The sequence below is a fragment of the Roseateles asaccharophilus genome, assembly GCF_031458115.1.
Lineage (GTDB): Bacteria > Pseudomonadota > Gammaproteobacteria > Burkholderiales > Burkholderiaceae_C > Pelomonas > Pelomonas asaccharophilus_A.
The window spans coordinates 331,864-346,858 of sequence record NZ_JAVDXV010000004.1; the positions used below are offsets into that span (position 1 = coordinate 331,864).

Sequence of the window (14,995 nt, forward strand, 5' to 3'; positions counted from 1 at the left end):
GACGACCTAGCCGGGGATCAAAGCGGGCGATGCGCGTCGCGGTCCGGCGCGCGTCGCTGCGGCGCCAGCAGCAGCGCGCTGGCGATGGGCCACAGCGCGGCCTCGAAGAACGGCGCCAGCAGCACCGGCCAGCCGGGCCACATGCCACCCACGGCCATGCGCACGATCAGCGTCAGCACATGCGCGACGACGAACAGCGGCAGGATCTGCAGCGCCTGCCCCAGCAGGCTGAACCAGGCCAGACGGCGGTGCAGCGTGATCGCGCCGAAGCTCAACACGCTGTAGGCCAGCGCATGCTGGCCCAGCACGGCGCCGTCATGCACGTCGATGAGCAGCCCGAACGCGAACGCCCACAGCACACCCACGCGGCGCGGCTGGTGCACGCCCCAGAACGCCAGCACGACGGCCAGCACGTCCGGCATGGCTGCAAGGCGCCCCATCGGGATCATGTCCAGCATCAGCGCGACCAGCAGCGACAGCGCAATGAACCAGGGGTTGGCGGGGAGCAGCAGCTTCTCGGCTGCGCGCGGCATGATCATGGTGCGGCTCCCGAGGCTTTCGCTGCGGCCTTCTCGGCACGCTCGGCCTTCTTGACCGCGCGCGCGTGGGCCTTGGCCTCGGCGGCGGAGGCGGCTTCGGCCGCCGAGGCGACCTCGGCCTCCTTCTTGGCCGCGAGGTGGCGGTCCAGCGGCAGCAGCACCAGCACGTGGCGTGCGCTGTCGGGCTGGGCGATGGGGGCCAGCTGCACCTGCGCGAAGCTGGAGTCGCCGCGCCGCTCGACGGCGGACACGCGCGCCACTGGCAGGCCCGGCGGGTAGATGCCGTCCAGGCCCGACGTGATCATCGAATCGCCGACCTTGATGTCCGCGTTGGCGGCCAGGAAGCGCAGCTCCATGCCCGCGCCGTCCGCGCGGCCGGACGCGGCGTTGCGCATCTGCGTGCGGGCGTTCAGCAGTGGGATGGCCGCGTCCTTGTCGGTCAGCAGCGTGACCTCGGCGGACAGCGGGTAGACACGCGTCACCTGGCCCAGCACGCCGGCCTCGTTGATGACCGGCGAGCCCGCCGCCACGCCCTGCGTCGCGCCACGGTCGATGACGACGCGACGCGAGAACGGGTCCGACGCCTCGAACAACACCTCGGCGGCCAGCGACGGCACGGTCAGCGCCGGCTGCAGCGTCAGCAGCTTACGCAGGCTGTCGTTCTCGGCCTGCAGGGCCGCGACGCGCGACAGCCGCTCGGCCTGCTGCGCCAGCTGACGGCGGGCCAGGTCCTCGGCGGCCATCGCGCGCTGGGTGCCACGCAGGTAGTCACCGCCCGTCTCCCAGGCATCCACGGGCGTCAGCAGCAGGCGCTGCACCGGCTGCAGCACCAGCGCCAGCGCGGCGCGGGCCGGCTGCATCAGCTTGAAGCGGCCGTCGGCCACCATCAGCAGCAGCGCCAGCGCCGAGCACAGCGCGAGCTTGGTCAGCGCCGACAGACCCTGGCGGAACAGCGGCGGGGGATTGCGATCTAAGGTGCCGAGGGGCATTGCGCGCCGGGCGCTCAGCTGGGATTAGTCGGAGGTGAAGATCGAGCCCAGGCGCTCCATGCGCTCCAGGGCCATGCCGCAGCCGCGCACGACGCAGGTCAGCGGGTCTTCGGCCACCAGCACCGGCAGGCCGGTCTCTTCACTCAGCAGGCGGTCCAGGTCGCGCAGCAGCGCGCCGCCGCCGGTCAGCATCATGCCGCGCTCGGCGATGTCGGCGCCCAGTTCGGGCGGCGTCTGTTCCAGCGCGTTCTTCACGGCGGAGACGATCTGGTTCAGCGGGTCGGTCAGGGCTTCCAGGATCTCGTTGGACGAGATCGTGAAGCTGCGCGGCACGCCTTCGGCCAGATTGCGGCCCTTGACCTCCATCTCCTTGACCTCGGAGCCCGGGAAGGCGCTGCCGATGTTCTTCTTGATGGCTTCGGCGGTCTGCTCGCCGATCAGCATGCCGTAGTTGCGGCGGATGTAGTTGATGATGGACTCGTCGAACTTGTCGCCGCCCACGCGGACCGAGCCCTTGTAGACCATGCCGCCCAGCGAGATGACGCCGACCTCCGTCGTGCCGCCGCCGATGTCGACGACCATGGAGCCCGAAGCCTCGGCCACCGGCAGGCCCGCGCCGATCGCGGCAGCCATCGGTTCCTCGATCAGGTAGACCTCGCTGGCACCGGCGCCCAGGGCCGCATCGCGGATGGCGCGCTTCTCGACCTGCGTGGAGCCGCAGGGCACGCAGATGATGATGCGCGGGCTGGGCTTGAAGGTCTTGCTGTCGTGGACCATCTTGATGAACTGCTTGATCATCTGTTCGGTCACGACGAAATCGGCGATCACGCCGTCCTTCATCGGGCGGATCGCCTCGATGTTGCCGGGCACCTTGCCCAGCATGGCCTTGGCCTCGCGGCCGACGGCCTGGATGGTCTTCTTGCCGTTGGGGCCGCCCTCGTGGCGGATGGACACCACCGACGGCTCGTCGAGGACGATGCCCTTGCCGCGCACGTAGATCAGGGTGTTGGCGGTGCCGAGGTCGATGGCGAGGTCGGTCGAGAAGTAGCGGCGCAGGGAGGCGAGCATGGTGTGGCACGGGGAGCCTCGCCGATGAGGCGCGGCTCGAAAAACGGGAGGCTGGATAAGCAACGAGGCCGCCCCGCCTGCGACTCGAAAACGTCGCTGAGTGGGCAGCCTCGAAGGCCATGAAGATGGGCGGCGATAATAACCGAACACCCTTGTTTTGAGCCTGTTGCCATGCGCTTTTCGGCTCAATCCTTACACCTAAAAACGCCCCCATGAGCCTCACCCAAGACGACGTGAGCCGCATCGCCAACCTGGCTCGCCTGCAACTGCAACCGGCCGAGTCCGAGGCCCTGCTCGGCAACCTGAACGATTTCTTCAAGATCGTGGACCAGATGAGTGCCGTGGACACTGCCGGCGTCGAGCCGCTGTACACGCCGCTGTCGGCCATCCAGCAGGTCCAACTGCGCCTGCGCGAGGACGCCGTCACCGAGAGCAACCAGCGCGAGCTGAACCAGCAAAGCGCCCCGGCCGTCGAGGACGGCCTCTTCCTCGTTCCCAAGGTCATCGAATGAAGTCCGTTCACGACATGGGCGTGGCCGAGCTGGCCGCCGCCTTGAAGAGCCGCGCCCTGTCCAGCCGTGAGGTCACGCAAGGCCTGCTGGACCGCATTGCCGCCCACGACAAGCAGCTGGGCGCCTTCCTGCACGTTGACGCCGATGGCGCGCTGGCCCGCGCGGCCGCGGCCGACGCGCTGCTGGCCGCCGGCAACGGCGGCGCGCTGACGGGCGTGCCGCTGGCGCACAAGGACATCTACGTCACGGCCGACATGCCCACCACGGCGGGCTCCAAGATGCTGGACGGCTACCGCAGCCCGTTCGACGCCACGGTCGTCGCCCGCCTGAACGCGGCCGGCACGGTTTCCCTGGGCAAGCTGAACTGCGACGAGTTCGCGATGGGCTCGGCCAACGAGAACAGCGCCTACTTCCCGGCCCACAACCCCTGGGACCTGGGCCGCGTGCCCGGCGGCTCGTCGGGCGGCTCGGCCGTGGCCGTCGCAGCCCGGCTGGTGCCCGGCTCCACCGGCACCGACACCGGCGGCTCCATCCGCCAGCCGGCCAGCTTCACCGGCATCACCGGCATCAAGCCCACCTACGGCGTGTGCTCGCGCTACGGGATGATCGCGTTCGCCTCCAGCCTGGACCAGGCCGGCCCCATGGCCCGCTCGGCCGAGGACTGCGCGCTGCTGCTGTCGGCCATGAGCGGCTTCGACGAGCGCGACGCGACCAGCGTGGAGCAGCCCCCGCAGGACTTCCACGCGCAGATGGTCGCCGCTCGCGAAGGCGCCAGCGCCGGCAAGCCGCTGGCCGGCCTGCGCATCGGCCTGCCGCGCGAGTTCTTCCCGGCCGGCCTGTCCTCGGACGTGAACGCCGCCGTACGCGCCGGTCTGGCCGAGCTGGAGAAGCTTGGCGCCACGCTGGTGGACGTCAGCCTGCCCCGCACGGAGCTGGCCATCCCCGTCTACTACATCATTGCCCCGGCCGAGGCGAGCTCCAATCTGAGCCGCTTCGATGGGGTCAAGTTCGGCCATCGCGCATCGAACTACGACGATCTGCTCGATATGTACAAGAAGACGCGCGCCGAGGGCTTCGGCCCCGAGGTCAAGCGCCGGATCATGATCGGCACCTATGTGCTGTCGCACGGCTACTACGACGCCTACTACCTGCAGGCCCAGAAGCTGCGCCGCATGATCGCGGACGACTTCCAGCAGTGCTTCACGCAGTGCGACGTCATCGCCGGCCCGGTGGCGCCTACCGTCGCCTGGAAGCAGGGCGAGGGCAAGGACGACCCGACCCAGGCCTACCTCGCCGACATCTTCACGCTGCCCGGCTCGCTGGCTGGCCTTCCCGGCATGAGCGTGCCCGTGGGCACTGGCGCCGGCGGCATGCCGGTCGGCCTGCAGCTGATCGGCAACTACTTCAAGGAAGGCCAGCTGCTGCACACCGCACACGCCCTCCAGCAAGCCACCGACTGGCACCGCGCCGCGCCCTCGGGACTCTGAACATGCCTACTTCCCAACTCATCCGCGGTTATGAGGTCGTCATCGGCCTCGAAAACCACGTCCAGCTCTCCACGCAGAGCAAGATCTTCAGCGGCAGCTCCACCGCATTCGGCGCCGAGCCCAACACGCAGGCCTCGCCCGTGGACCTGGCGCTGCCCGGCACGCTGCCGGTGCTGAACCGCGCGGCCGTCGAGCGGGCCATCCGTTTCGGCCTGGCGGTCGGCGCCAAGGTCGCGCCGCTGTCCATCTTCGCGCGCAAGAACTACTTCTACCCGGATCTGCCCAAGGGCTACCAGATCAGCCAGTTCGAGATCCCGGTCGTGCAAGGCGGCAAGGTGGAGTTTTTCGTCGGCGACAAGAAGCACGTCGTCAACCTGACCCGCGCCCACCTGGAAGAAGACGCCGGCAAGAGCCTGCACGAGGACTACCACGGGCAGAGCGGCATCGACCTGAACCGTGCCGGCACGCCGCTGCTGGAGATCGTGTCCGAGCCTGACATGCGCTCGGGCGCCGAGGCCGCCGAGTACGCCAAGACGCTGCACGCGCTGGTGATGTGGCTGGGCATCTGCGACGGCAACATGCAGGAAGGCTCGTTCCGCTGCGACGTCAACGTGTCGGTGCGCAAGCCCGGCGAGCCCTTCGGCACGCGCCGCGAGATCAAGAACCTCAACAGCTTCCGCTTCCTCGTCGACGCGGTGAACTACGAGGTGAACTGGCAGATCGACGAGATCGAGGACGGCCGCAAGATCCAGCAGGCCACGGTGCTCTACAACCCGGACACCGGCGAGACGCGCGCGATGCGCAGCAAGGAAGACTCGGCCGACTACCGCTACTTCCCCGACCCCGACCTGCCGCCTCTGGTCATCGCACCGGAATGGGTGGAACGCGTGCGGGGCGAGATGCCCGAGCTGCCGGCCGTCATGGCCGCCCGCTTCGAGAGCGCCGACGGCCTGCCGGCCTACGACGCGACGATGATGACGCAGAGCCTGGCGACGGCGCGCTACTACGAGGCGGCCAAGGCCGCGGGTGCGACGCCGAAACTGGTGGCGAACTGGGTCATGGGCGAGGTCAGCAAGCGGCTGAACGCCGACGGCGGCGAGATCGTCGCCGCACCGGTCGGTCCTGAGTTGCTGGCCAGGCTGATCGGCCGCATCTCGGACGGCACCATCTCCAACAACGCCGCCAAGCAGGTGTTCGAGTCGCTGTGGACCGGTGAGGCGAACGACGTGGATGCCGTCATCGAGGCCAAGGGCCTGAAGCAGGTCAGCGACACCGGCGCCATCGAGGCCATCCTCGACGAGGTGCTGGCCGCCAACCAGAAGTCGGTCGACGAGTACCGCTCGGGCAAGGACAAGGCGTTCAACGCGCTGGTCGGCCAGGCGATGAAGGCGACCAAGGGCAAGGCCAACCCGGCGCTGGTGAACGAGCTGCTGAAGAAGAAGCTCGGCTGAACTTTCGAGGGCGGTATTCGGGCCGAGCGCCGGGCCGCTCCCGAGCCGGCCCAGCTGGCGATGTGCTCGCGGCTCAATGCCGTGAGCATCGCCGCCCGCTCGGGGGACCGGCCAGACGCACCGCGTCCAGCGGAGTGCGGCTGGACGAGGGACTCAACGCTTGGGCGTCGTGGGCGGCGTCGTCTTGGGCAGCTCGCTGAGCGGCGGCATGGAGCCGGGCGCGGCGCCGGCCCACAGCTTCTTCAGCCGGGCGAGTTCGGCGTCGAAGCGCGCGTTGATGCGCACGATCTCCGCCTTCTGGTTCTCGACCAGCACCTCCTGCGCTTCGACGGCCGCGTCGTTGGCGTCCAGCGCCTGCTTGAGCTTGCCCGGCAGCGGCTTGCCTTTGTAGAACTCGGCCTCGTCCAGCAGCGGCTTGCGCTCCACGCCGAGGTCCTTGATGCGACGCTCGGAGATGCGCGTGGCCTTGTTGGCGTCGTCCAGCGCGGTGTTGCGCGCACGCTGGTGGGCCGCCTCGGTGGGGTAGCGCTGCATCAGCGTGCGGTCGCGCCGGATGGCGTCCTGCGCTGCCACACGTTCTGCGGCCGCGCGGCGGTCGGCCGCCTCCTTGACCGCGCGCTCCTCGGGGCTGAGGTAGGGCGGCAGCGTGGTGCGCTGTGAACCGTCGGGATTGAGCACGCGCTGCTCGCGCGATGTGCATTCGGCAATGGGGCGGTCGCTGGTCAGCTTGCGGCCGTCGCTCGTCGTGCAGGTGTAGATGCCCTTGCCCGGCGTCGTCTCCGCGGCCCAGGCGGACGACGCAAGCAGCAGGCCGACGACGAGCAGCGCGCGCATCACCCTCTCAAACGCCGTAGCGTTCGCGATAGGCCAGTACGGCCGGACGGTAGGCGGCCAGTTCCGGCTCGCCGTCCAGATAGGCCAGCAGATCGGCCAGTCCGGCGACGGCAACGACGGGCAAACCGTAGCGCTGCTGCACCTGCTGCACGGCGGACTGCGGGCTGTCGACGCCGCCCTCGGCCGCCTTCTCCTGGCGGTCCAGCGCGATGCTGACGCCGCAAGGCGTGGCGCCGGCGGCCTCGATCATCTGGATGGACTCGCGCACCGACGTGCCGGCGGAGATGACATCGTCGATGATGAGCACGCGACCCTTGACCGGCGCGCCGACCAGCGTGCCGCCCTCGCCGTGGTCCTTGGCTTCCTTGCGGTTGTAGGCGAACGGCACGTTGCGACCGCGCCGGGCCAGTTCCATCGAAACAGCCGCAGCGAGCGTGATGCCCTTGTAGGCCGGGCCGAAGATCATGTCGAAGGCCAGGCCCGACGCGATCAGGCGCTCGGCGTAGAAGCCGGCGAGCTTGCCGAGCTTGGCGCCGTCGTCGAACAGGCCGGCGTTGAAGAAATACGGGCTCAGCCGGCCGGCCTTGGTCTTGAACTCGCCGAAGCGCAACACGCCCGCCTCCACGGCAAAGGCGACAAAGGACTGGGCGAGAGGGTCGGCGGCGGGAAACATGTGGCAAAGATTCTAGGGGTCAATAAATAAGGCCCGACCCCTAGAAGGGGCCGGGCCGAGCGTGGTTTTCACCGAGTCGCAGGTCAGGCCCGCTTGTCGTCCTGCAGGTCGTTCCGACGAACCCGCTGAATCAGTTGGGGACGGAGCTGCCCGCGATTACACGGTCAGGTCCATCCCTCAATGACTAGAAATTCGCCTTGAACTGAACGCCGTAGCTGCGAGGCTCGTTGACGATACCGGTCAGGTTGTTGAAGTCGATCGCAGCGACGACCTGGCGGTGGTCGGTGATGTTACGACCATAGGCCGCCACCTCGTACTTGCCGTTGGCCCAGCCGTAGCCCACGCGCAGGCCACCCTCCAGCGCCGACTTGGCGCGGTACTCGACGGCCTCGTACAGGAACATGTTGTATTTGTCCTTGTACGCCCAGTCGGTCAGCACGGTCAGCTCGCCCCCGGCCAGCTCGGTGCTGTACTTCAGCGTCCAGTTCCACACCAGCTTGGGTGCGCGCGGCAGGTCGTTGCCGTTGATGCTGACCGTGCCCGGCAGAGGGCCGGCCGGATCGCGGATCGTGCACGGTGCGCCGCAAGGCGCGACGAACAGGCCCGGGTCCTTGATCTGCGTGTCGTTGTACGAGAAGCCCAGCGTCGTGCGCCAGTCGCGCGCGATGATGGCCTGGGCGTCGATCTCGAAGCCCTGGCCCTCGGCCTTGGCGGCGTTGACCAGGCGGTTCTGGTTGGTGGCGCCCGAACCGGCCGTCAGCTGCATGTCCTTCACGCGGTACTTGAACACAGTGCCGGTGATGCGGGCCGTGTTGTCCAGCAGGTCGGCCTTGAAGCCGGCCTCCACGGACAACACCTTCTCCGAGTTCGCGACCGAGATCGTGTCGCCGAACAGCACGCGGCCCTGAATGCTGGGCGCGCGGTAGCCGGTGGCGACGCGGGCGAACAGGCTGGTGGTCTTGCTCAACGCGTAGTTGGCGCCCAGGTCCCAGCTCCAGTTCGTAGAGCTCGGGTTGGCGCGCAGCGGGCCGACGTTCGCGCCGCCGAACGGCGTCTGCGTGCGGGCCGCGTCGAAGTCCTTCTTGTCGTTGGTGTAGCGCAGGCCGGCGGTGAGCTTGAGGTCAGGCGTCAGCGCGTACTTCACGTTACCGAAGGCGGCCCAGGATTTGGCCTCCTGGTTCTGCACGGCATAGCCGTTCTGCGTGTCGCCGGCGTTGAAGCTGTCGAAGTTGAAGCTGTCCACCTGCAGCTTCTCGTTGAAGTAGTACAGGCCCAGGATCCACTGCATCGCGTCCGCGGTGTTGGACTGCAGGCGGAACTCCTGAGTGGTCTGGCGCAGATAGGGGATGCCGTCGGCGGTCTGTGCGTCGAACGGGATGTTGGCGGGCTGGCCGCCGTAGTTCGGGCCCGACGGCGGCGCATAGGGCGCGCCGAAGCCGCCGTCCACATCGCCACGGCTGTAGAACTTGGCGCGCGCGTGCGACGTGATGGAGTACAGCGACAGGCCGTCGAAATCCCAGCGCAGGCGGGCGCTGACCTCGCTGGACTTCAGCGACTGCGAGTTGTAGCCGTCGGTGGGGTAGAAGGCATCGTCGTAGCCGTCGACGAAGTCGTTGGTACCCTTCTTGATGATGTTGGCGCGGAAGGTCGTGGCCGTGCCGTCGAAGTCACGCGCCTGAACCTTGAAAAGACCCTCGAAGCCACCGCTCTTGTACAGCGCCTGCACGCGGATGGCCTTGTCGCTGTAGCCCTCGAGATCGGCCGTCGCACCGAGGCTGGCAGCCATCGGGTTGTGCACGCGGTCGTCCTGGCGCTGCACCAGGCCGGCGACGCGCAGTTGCAGGTCGCTGTTCACCGGCACGTTGACGGCGGCTTCCAGATTGGCCGCGCTCCAGCGGCCGAAGCCGACGTTGGCGTAGCCTTCCAGGCGCTTGGTGGGCCGGGCGGAGTCGAACTTCATGACGCCGGCCGGCGAGTTGCGGCCGAACAGCGTGCCCTGCGGGCCGCGCAGCAGCTCGACCTGGGCCATGTCGAACACCGGGAAACCTTTCAGCGCGATGCTTTCCTGCACCACGTCGTCATAAACCAGGCCGACCGGCTGCGACGCGTTCATGTCGAAGTCGGTATTGCCCAGACCGCGGATGTAGAAGCGCGGGAAGGTGCGGCCGTAGTCCGACTCGATGTTCAGGCTGGGCACCTTGCCCGACAGCGCGCGGATGTCCTGGCCGCTGGCGTTGTAGGTATCCAGCTCTTCCGACTTGATGGCCGAGATGGACAGCGCCACGTCCTTCAGGTTCTCGGCGCGCCGGCTGCCGGTCACGATGACGGCCTCCAGCTGGTTGACGTCCTTCTTGGCCTCGGGTGCCGGGACGGTCTGGGCAACAGCGGCCTGCATCGGGAAGGCCGCGGTGAGCGCCAGCGCGATCAGGGTCGGAGGAATGCGGTGGGTGGGCATGTGAAATCCTCGGTTTGACGATGAGCAGACGGGAGAAAAGTCAGGCCGGACACTTGTGGTGCCTCTGGAATGCGACGGGATAGTAAATATTGCGTGACCGTTTGGTGATGACGGCGTGACCGGTGTTGTGCTTTTGCTGCACTGCGATACTGGGACAGACAGATTCCATTCCCATTTCTCCTCATGCGCTTCATCACCGCCAACCTCAACGGCGTCCGCTCCGCCGCCAGCAAGGGCTTCTTCGACTGGCTGGACCGCCAGCAGGCGGACGCGGTCGGCGTGCAGGAGCTGAAGGCGCAGGCGGACGTCGTCGAGGACAAGTTCCGCAGCTGCGACAAGCTCAATGGCCACTTCCACTACGCCGAGAAGAAGGGCTACTCGGGCGTGGGCCTGTACACGAAGGAAGAGCCCAGCGACGTCGTCACGGGGCTGGGCATCGGCGAATTCGACCTGGAAGGCCGTTGGGTCGAGAAGCGCTTCGACAAGCCGGGTCGCAAGCTCAGCCTCATCAGCGTCTACTTCCCCAGCGGCACCAGCGGCGAGGAGCGCCAGCAGGTCAAGTATCGCTTCCTCGCCGCCCTGTACCCGCACCTGCAGGCGCTGAAGACCGAGCGCGAGTTCATCCTGGTGGCCGATGTGAACATCGCCCACAAGGAGATCGACCTGAAGAACTGGCGCGGCAACCAGAAGAACAGCGGCTTCCTGCCCGAAGAGCGTGCCTGGCTGACCCGGCTGTTCGATGCCGACGCGGGAGGCGGGCTGGTGGACGTGTTCCGCACACTGAATAGCAAGGCCGAGCAATACACCTGGTGGAGCAACCGCGGCAACGCCCGCGCCAACAACGTCGGGTGGCGGCTTGACTACCACCTGGCCACGCCAGGCATCGCCGCGCTGGCCCGGACCGAGGCGATCTACACCGGGCAGCTGTTCAGCGACCACGCGCCGCTGACGATCGACTACGACTTCAAGCTCTGACGCCTTCAAAGCGCACCATGAACGGGCGCACCAATGACGTTTGATTGCAAGTCGAACAACTGCAGCGGGCTTTTGTTCCCGCTCGTAAGTGGTTGATTCGACTGCGGGACAGCTCCTACAAAACTCCGTGCCAGGGACCGACGCCATCGCCTAACGGCGAGTCTTAGAGTGGACTCAGCCGCGGTGGAAATGCCCGGCACCCGCCGGTCGGCATTCCCTAGTCGGCCACCGCACTGACTGAAAGGAGTCCCTCATGTCCCGCATCAAGACCGTTACCTCGGCTCTGACCGCCGCCTTCCTCGTCTCCGGCATCGGCTTTGCCGTCGCCCAGTCGGAAGACCAGCCACAGACCGAGCCGATGAGCACGACCGCGCTGCCCAGCGAGCAGACCCCGGCCGACCCGAATGCCGCACCGGTGGATACCACGGCGCAGCAAGACCAGCAGCTGCAACAGCAGCAGCCGCCGGTCGACCAGCCGATGCCGGCCCAGCCTGCCGACACGACCACGACGACGGCCACGGATCCCAGCATCCCCGCCGCGACGACCACCAGCGACACCAGCTACACCGAGCCCGCTCCGCGCGCCGACCGTAACTGACCCGCGCTGACGGGCAAGTCCGCTTAGCCATGCGATTCGGGCCGCCCGCCGATGTCGACGCCGCCACCTCGCGGCGGCGCGACGTCATTTCCGGCCTGGTGCAGGGCGGCCTGATCGCCGCTGCTGCACTGGTCGTCCTCTACATCGCCTTTGGCGCTCGCCTCAAGCGCAGTCCGGCCCCTTTGCCGCCGGCACGGCCGGCGATGACTGCCCAGGCTCCGGATATCCCCTCGCTGCCGCCCGTCGTCGCCCGCCAGGTCGACTTCGGCACTGTCCCTGCGCCGGCCGACGTGATGCGCGTGGCCACCTGGGCCGTGCGCAAAGCCGACAACGGTGACCGCTCCTTCGTCATCGTGGACAAGCGCCGCGCCCGCATCTACGTGTTCGCGCCGGACGGACGCCTTGTCGGCGACAGCCCCGTGCTGCTGGGCTTTGCCTCAGGCGACCACACCGTCGCTGGCATCGGCGACCGGCCCATCGACCAGGTCAAGCCGCACGAGCGCACGACGCCCGCCGGCCGCTTCCAGTCCGCGCCCGGGCGCAACGCGCTGAACGAGGACGTCGTGTGGGTAGACTACGACGCCGCCGTGTCCATGCATCGCGTGCGCGCCACCAACCCCAAGGAGCGCCGCCTGGAGCGCCTGGCCAGCAAGACCGCGGCCGACAATCGCATCAGCTGGGGCTGCATCAACGTGCCGGTGGCGTTCTTCGACGAGACCGTCTGGCCCCGCATCGGCAAGGGCCGCGGCGTCGTCTACGTGCTGCCCGAACGCAGCGCGCTGACGGCCTATTTCCCCGACGCCGCCCCCAGCCAGCCGCCGCGCCAGTACGCCCAGGCCGCTCTCGGACGAGGTAACAACGCCCGGCCGTGACTTTGTCGCCTGTCGGTTACAAGCCCGGATTCCTAGACTGCCCGCCAGGCAGGCGCGAGGTCGCGCCGCCGCAGCACAGCGGGGCATCGAGTGGGCAGCAGTTGGGCACGCCGGGTCAGGGCCGGCATCTTGGGATTGAGCGCGACAGGGGTCGCCATGGGCATGGCCGCCGCGGCGGCCACGCTGCGGCCGGTCGCGCATGACGTCGCCGACAGCCGTCCGTTCGCCATCGTCGACAAGCGCCAGGCCACGCTGTCCATCTACGCCGCCGACGGCACGCTGGTCGGCCGCACCGCCGCGCTGCTGGGCATGACGCCCGGCGACCAGGAACCCGCCAGCGCGCGGGGCAAGGCGCCTTCCGCCCTCCGAACCCATGAGCGCGTGACGCCCGCGGGTCGTTTCGAAGCCCAGCCGGGCCGCAACCTCAGCGGCGAGCGCGTCGTCTGGTTCGACTACGAATCCAACCTGGCCATCCACCGGCTGCGCCCGGCGCCGGCCGGCGAACGCCGCCCCGAGCGGCTGGCCTCCGGCAGCCCTGACCAGGCCCGCATCACGCTGGGCTGCGTGGTCGTGGACCCGGCCTTCTTTGACAACGTCGTGCTGCCGGTGCTGGGTCAGGGTTCCAGCCTGGTCTACATCCTGCCGGAACGTGATCCGGCGGTCGCCGCCGTCCCGGGGCGCTCGCACGCCGCGGCGCCCTGACCCCAGGGGAATCCCGAGGTAGCCCCCCGCGGAAACGCGTCGACAGACGGGGACAATCGCCGACCTGTCCTGCGGGCTACCGCCCGCGTCGCCGCCCTATCGGGTTCACCTGGAACGAACGACGTGACTACCACTTCCCCCGCGGCCAATCCGGCCGCGCACGGCCTGCCCGCATCGGAGCGCGCCACCATCATTGGCCAGCCCCATCAGCTCTTCGTGCTGTTCTTCACGGAGATGTGGGAGCGCTTCTCCTACTACGGCATGCGCGCGCTGCTGGTGCTGTTCCTCATCGCCGAGGCCAGCAAGGGCGGCTGGGGCTGGACGCGTGAACAGGCGCTGGACCTGTATGGCTGGTACACGCTGTTCGTCTACCTGACGCCCATCCTGGGCGGCTATGTCGCCGACCGCATCCTGGGCACACGGCGCTCCGTGCTGCTGGGCGGCTTCATCATCGCAGCCGGCCACATCGCGCTGTTCATGGAGACGGTGCCGACGTTCTACGCGGGCCTCGGGCTGATCGTGTTCGGCACGGGCCTGTTCAAGCCCAACATCTCGGCCATCGTCGGCCAGCTCTACACCAAGGACAACGAAGGCGCCCGTGACGGCGGCTACACGCTGTTCTACATGGGCGTGAACGCCGGCGCCTTCTTCGGCATCTCGCTGTGCGGCTACATCGGCGAGAAGATCTCCTGGAACCTGGGCTTCGGACTGGCCGGCATCTTCATGATCCTGGGCGCGCTGCAGTTCTGGCTCAGCCAGGGCCTGTTCGGCACCATCGGCGACAAGGTCGATGCCGAGGCCGCCGCCCGCGCGGCCGCCGCCGAAGCCAAGGACGACACGCCCCAGCACATCGTCGCCGACCGCCTGAAGGCCATCTTCGTCTTCTCGTTCTTCACGATCTTCTTCTGGTTCGCGTTCGAGCAGGCCGGCGGCTCCATGACCATCTTCGCGGCCGACTACACCGACCGCACGCTCAGCGGCAGCAGCGGCCTGATCTTCAAGATCATCAACACCGCGATGACGCTGGTGCCGGCCGCCATCCTGTCCTGGCTGCTGTTCAAGCTCTACCGCTCCACGGGCGGCAAGTACGCGATGGCCAACGCCTCGCTGGCGCTGGCCTTCGCCATCATCTGGGGTCTGTGCCTGTGGATGCTGGGCCGCGAGTTCGCGATGGAGCAGAGCGAGGTGCCTGCCACCTGGTTCGGCGTGCTCAACAGCTTCTTCATCGTCGTGCTGGCGCCGATGTTCTCCAAGATGTGGGAGGAGAAGTGGAATCCGTCCGGCCCGGTCAAGTTCGGCGTGGGCCTGGTGCTGCTGGGCCTGGGCTTCGCCGTGCTGTCCTACGGCTCGGCCGGCATCCCGCAGGGCGCCAAGACCGCCCAGGTCAGCATGATGTTCCTGACGCTGGCCTACCTGTTCCACACGATGGGCGAGCTGTGCCTGTCGCCGGTGGGCCTGAGCTACATCTCCAAGCTGGCGCCGGCGCGCCTGCTGGGCCTGATGTTCGGCGTCTGGTTCCTGAACTCGGCCATCGCCAACAAGATCGCCGGCTCCACCGGTTCCTACATCGACCACATCTCGTCCACGTACTCGATGTCGGTGTTCTTCCTGATCTTCACGGTCATCCCCATCGCCGCCGGCCTGGTGCTGATGGCCATGACACCGCTGATGCGCAAGTGGATGCACGGCGTCCATTGACCGCTGCCGCCGGGTCATGAAACCCGTGCGCAACCCACCAGCCGCCAGCGCGAGAGCCCTGGCGGCTTTTTTGTGCACGGTTTCCGGCTGTTGACAAGTAATGTCAGCAGAGCCCCCGGGATTAGGACGGGACTAAGTCACG

Annotated in this window: 14 protein-coding genes; 8 read left to right on the plus strand and 6 right to left on the minus strand. The window is 68.0% G+C overall.

Translation table 11 applies throughout. The features are described 5' to 3' along the window. Positions 1 to 17: 17 nt before the first annotated feature. From mreD to J2X21_RS12495, 3 genes are read right to left on the minus strand one after another with little or no spacing between them, the layout of a single operon-like run. Positions 18 to 539, minus strand: a complete 522-nt coding sequence (mreD, locus tag J2X21_RS12485) for a rod shape-determining protein MreD (RefSeq protein WP_310328876.1) — start codon at positions 537 to 539, stop codon at positions 18 to 20. Next, positions 536 to 1,528 carry a rod shape-determining protein MreC gene (gene mreC / locus J2X21_RS12490; RefSeq protein WP_310328877.1) on the minus strand — a complete coding sequence of 331 codons (993 nt, stop codon included), beginning with the start codon at positions 1,526 to 1,528 and terminating at the stop codon, positions 536 to 538. The genes mreD and mreC overlap by 4 nt, the downstream gene beginning before the upstream one ends. 24 nt (positions 1,529 to 1,552) lie before the next feature. Beyond that, positions 1,553 to 2,596, minus strand: coding sequence for a rod shape-determining protein (locus J2X21_RS12495; protein WP_310328879.1), 1,044 nt, complete (start codon positions 2,594 to 2,596; stop codon positions 1,553 to 1,555). 212 nt (positions 2,597 to 2,808) lie between these two features. Here J2X21_RS12495 and gatC point away from each other — a divergent pair, with 212 nt between their 5' ends. From gatC to gatB, 3 genes are read left to right on the plus strand one after another with little or no spacing between them, the layout of a single operon-like run. Continuing rightward, a complete protein-coding gene (gene gatC, locus J2X21_RS12500) occupies positions 2,809 to 3,108 on the plus strand; it encodes an Asp-tRNA(Asn)/Glu-tRNA(Gln) amidotransferase subunit GatC (RefSeq protein WP_310328881.1) in 300 nt (99 codons plus the stop codon). Next, entirely contained in the window at positions 3,105 to 4,595 is a 1,491-nt protein-coding gene (gene gatA, locus J2X21_RS12505) for an Asp-tRNA(Asn)/Glu-tRNA(Gln) amidotransferase subunit GatA (protein ID WP_310328882.1), read from the plus strand. Before gatC ends, gatA begins: the two co-directional genes overlap by 4 nt. Before the next feature lie 2 nt (positions 4,596 to 4,597). Next, positions 4,598 to 6,046 carry an Asp-tRNA(Asn)/Glu-tRNA(Gln) amidotransferase subunit GatB gene (gene gatB / locus J2X21_RS12510; RefSeq protein WP_310328883.1) on the plus strand — a complete coding sequence of 483 codons (1,449 nt, stop codon included), beginning with the start codon at positions 4,598 to 4,600 and terminating at the stop codon, positions 6,044 to 6,046. Positions 6,047 to 6,199: 153 nt separating this feature from the next. Here the strand turns inward: gatB and J2X21_RS12515 are convergent, their stop codons facing one another. The 3 genes from J2X21_RS12515 to J2X21_RS12525 all read right to left on the minus strand — a co-directional run bounded on the left by J2X21_RS12515 (position 6,200) and on the right by J2X21_RS12525 (position 10,008). Then, positions 6,200 to 6,880 carry a hypothetical protein gene (locus J2X21_RS12515; protein ID WP_310328884.1) on the minus strand — a complete coding sequence of 227 codons (681 nt, stop codon included), beginning with the start codon at positions 6,878 to 6,880 and terminating at the stop codon, positions 6,200 to 6,202. 7 nt (positions 6,881 to 6,887) lie between these two features. Continuing rightward, the gene (gene pyrE / locus J2X21_RS12520) at positions 6,888 to 7,553 is read right to left on the minus strand and encodes an orotate phosphoribosyltransferase (protein ID WP_310328885.1); all 666 of its coding nucleotides are present in this window, start codon (positions 7,551 to 7,553) and stop codon (positions 6,888 to 6,890) included. A gap of 184 nt (positions 7,554 to 7,737) precedes the next feature. Then, positions 7,738 to 10,008, minus strand: coding sequence for a TonB-dependent receptor (locus J2X21_RS12525; RefSeq protein WP_310328886.1), 2,271 nt, complete (start codon positions 10,006 to 10,008; stop codon positions 7,738 to 7,740). Positions 10,009 to 10,191: 183 nt separating this feature from the next. On the opposite strand from J2X21_RS12525, the gene J2X21_RS12530 reads away from it, so the two are divergent. The 5 genes from J2X21_RS12530 (at position 10,192) to J2X21_RS12550 (ending at position 14,853) form a co-directional block, all read left to right on the plus strand. Further along, entirely contained in the window at positions 10,192 to 10,983 is a 792-nt protein-coding gene (locus tag J2X21_RS12530) for an exodeoxyribonuclease III (RefSeq protein ID WP_310328887.1), read from the plus strand. Between the two features lie 253 nt (positions 10,984 to 11,236). Continuing rightward, positions 11,237 to 11,581 (plus strand): hypothetical protein, encoded by a 345-nt coding sequence (locus J2X21_RS12535; RefSeq protein ID WP_310328889.1) that lies wholly within the window; start codon positions 11,237 to 11,239, stop codon positions 11,579 to 11,581. A 29-nt stretch (positions 11,582 to 11,610) separates the two neighbouring features. Further along, on the plus strand, positions 11,611 to 12,453 hold the full coding sequence (locus J2X21_RS12540; RefSeq protein ID WP_310328891.1) for a hypothetical protein: 843 nt from the start codon (positions 11,611 to 11,613) through the stop codon (positions 12,451 to 12,453). Between the two features lie 156 nt (positions 12,454 to 12,609). Beyond that, on the plus strand, positions 12,610 to 13,155 hold the full coding sequence (locus J2X21_RS12545; RefSeq protein ID WP_310328893.1) for a L,D-transpeptidase: 546 nt from the start codon (positions 12,610 to 12,612) through the stop codon (positions 13,153 to 13,155). 123 nt (positions 13,156 to 13,278) lie between these two features. Continuing rightward, positions 13,279 to 14,853: a peptide MFS transporter gene (locus J2X21_RS12550; RefSeq protein WP_310328894.1), complete on the plus strand. Its 1,575-nt coding sequence runs from the start codon at positions 13,279 to 13,281 to the stop codon at positions 14,851 to 14,853. The last annotated feature ends 142 nt before the right edge of the window (positions 14,854 to 14,995 follow it).

Excerpts from the sequence above, each read along its gene's own strand:
- mreD (WP_310328876.1), bottom strand. The coding sequence starts at position 539 with ATGATCATGCCGCGCGCAGCCGAGAAGCTGCTGCTCCCCGCCAACCCC.
- mreC (WP_310328877.1), bottom strand. The coding sequence starts at position 1,528 with ATGCCCCTCGGCACCTTAGATCGCAATCCCCCGCCGCTGTTCCGCCAG.
- J2X21_RS12495 (WP_310328879.1), bottom strand. The coding sequence starts at position 2,596 with ATGCTCGCCTCCCTGCGCCGCTACTTCTCGACCGACCTCGCCATCGAC.
- gatC (WP_310328881.1), top strand. The coding sequence starts at position 2,809 with ATGAGCCTCACCCAAGACGACGTGAGCCGCATCGCCAACCTGGCTCGC.
- gatA (WP_310328882.1), top strand. The coding sequence starts at position 3,105 with ATGAAGTCCGTTCACGACATGGGCGTGGCCGAGCTGGCCGCCGCCTTG.
- gatB (WP_310328883.1), top strand. The coding sequence starts at position 4,598 with ATGCCTACTTCCCAACTCATCCGCGGTTATGAGGTCGTCATCGGCCTC.
- J2X21_RS12515 (WP_310328884.1), bottom strand. The coding sequence starts at position 6,880 with ATGCGCGCGCTGCTCGTCGTCGGCCTGCTGCTTGCGTCGTCCGCCTGG.
- pyrE (WP_310328885.1), bottom strand. The coding sequence starts at position 7,553 with ATGTTTCCCGCCGCCGACCCTCTCGCCCAGTCCTTTGTCGCCTTTGCC.
- J2X21_RS12525 (WP_310328886.1), bottom strand. The coding sequence starts at position 10,008 with ATGCCCACCCACCGCATTCCTCCGACCCTGATCGCGCTGGCGCTCACC.
- J2X21_RS12530 (WP_310328887.1), top strand. The coding sequence starts at position 10,192 with ATGCGCTTCATCACCGCCAACCTCAACGGCGTCCGCTCCGCCGCCAGC.
- J2X21_RS12535 (WP_310328889.1), top strand. The coding sequence starts at position 11,237 with ATGTCCCGCATCAAGACCGTTACCTCGGCTCTGACCGCCGCCTTCCTC.
- J2X21_RS12540 (WP_310328891.1), top strand. The coding sequence starts at position 11,611 with ATGCGATTCGGGCCGCCCGCCGATGTCGACGCCGCCACCTCGCGGCGG.
- J2X21_RS12545 (WP_310328893.1), top strand. The coding sequence starts at position 12,610 with ATGGGCATGGCCGCCGCGGCGGCCACGCTGCGGCCGGTCGCGCATGAC.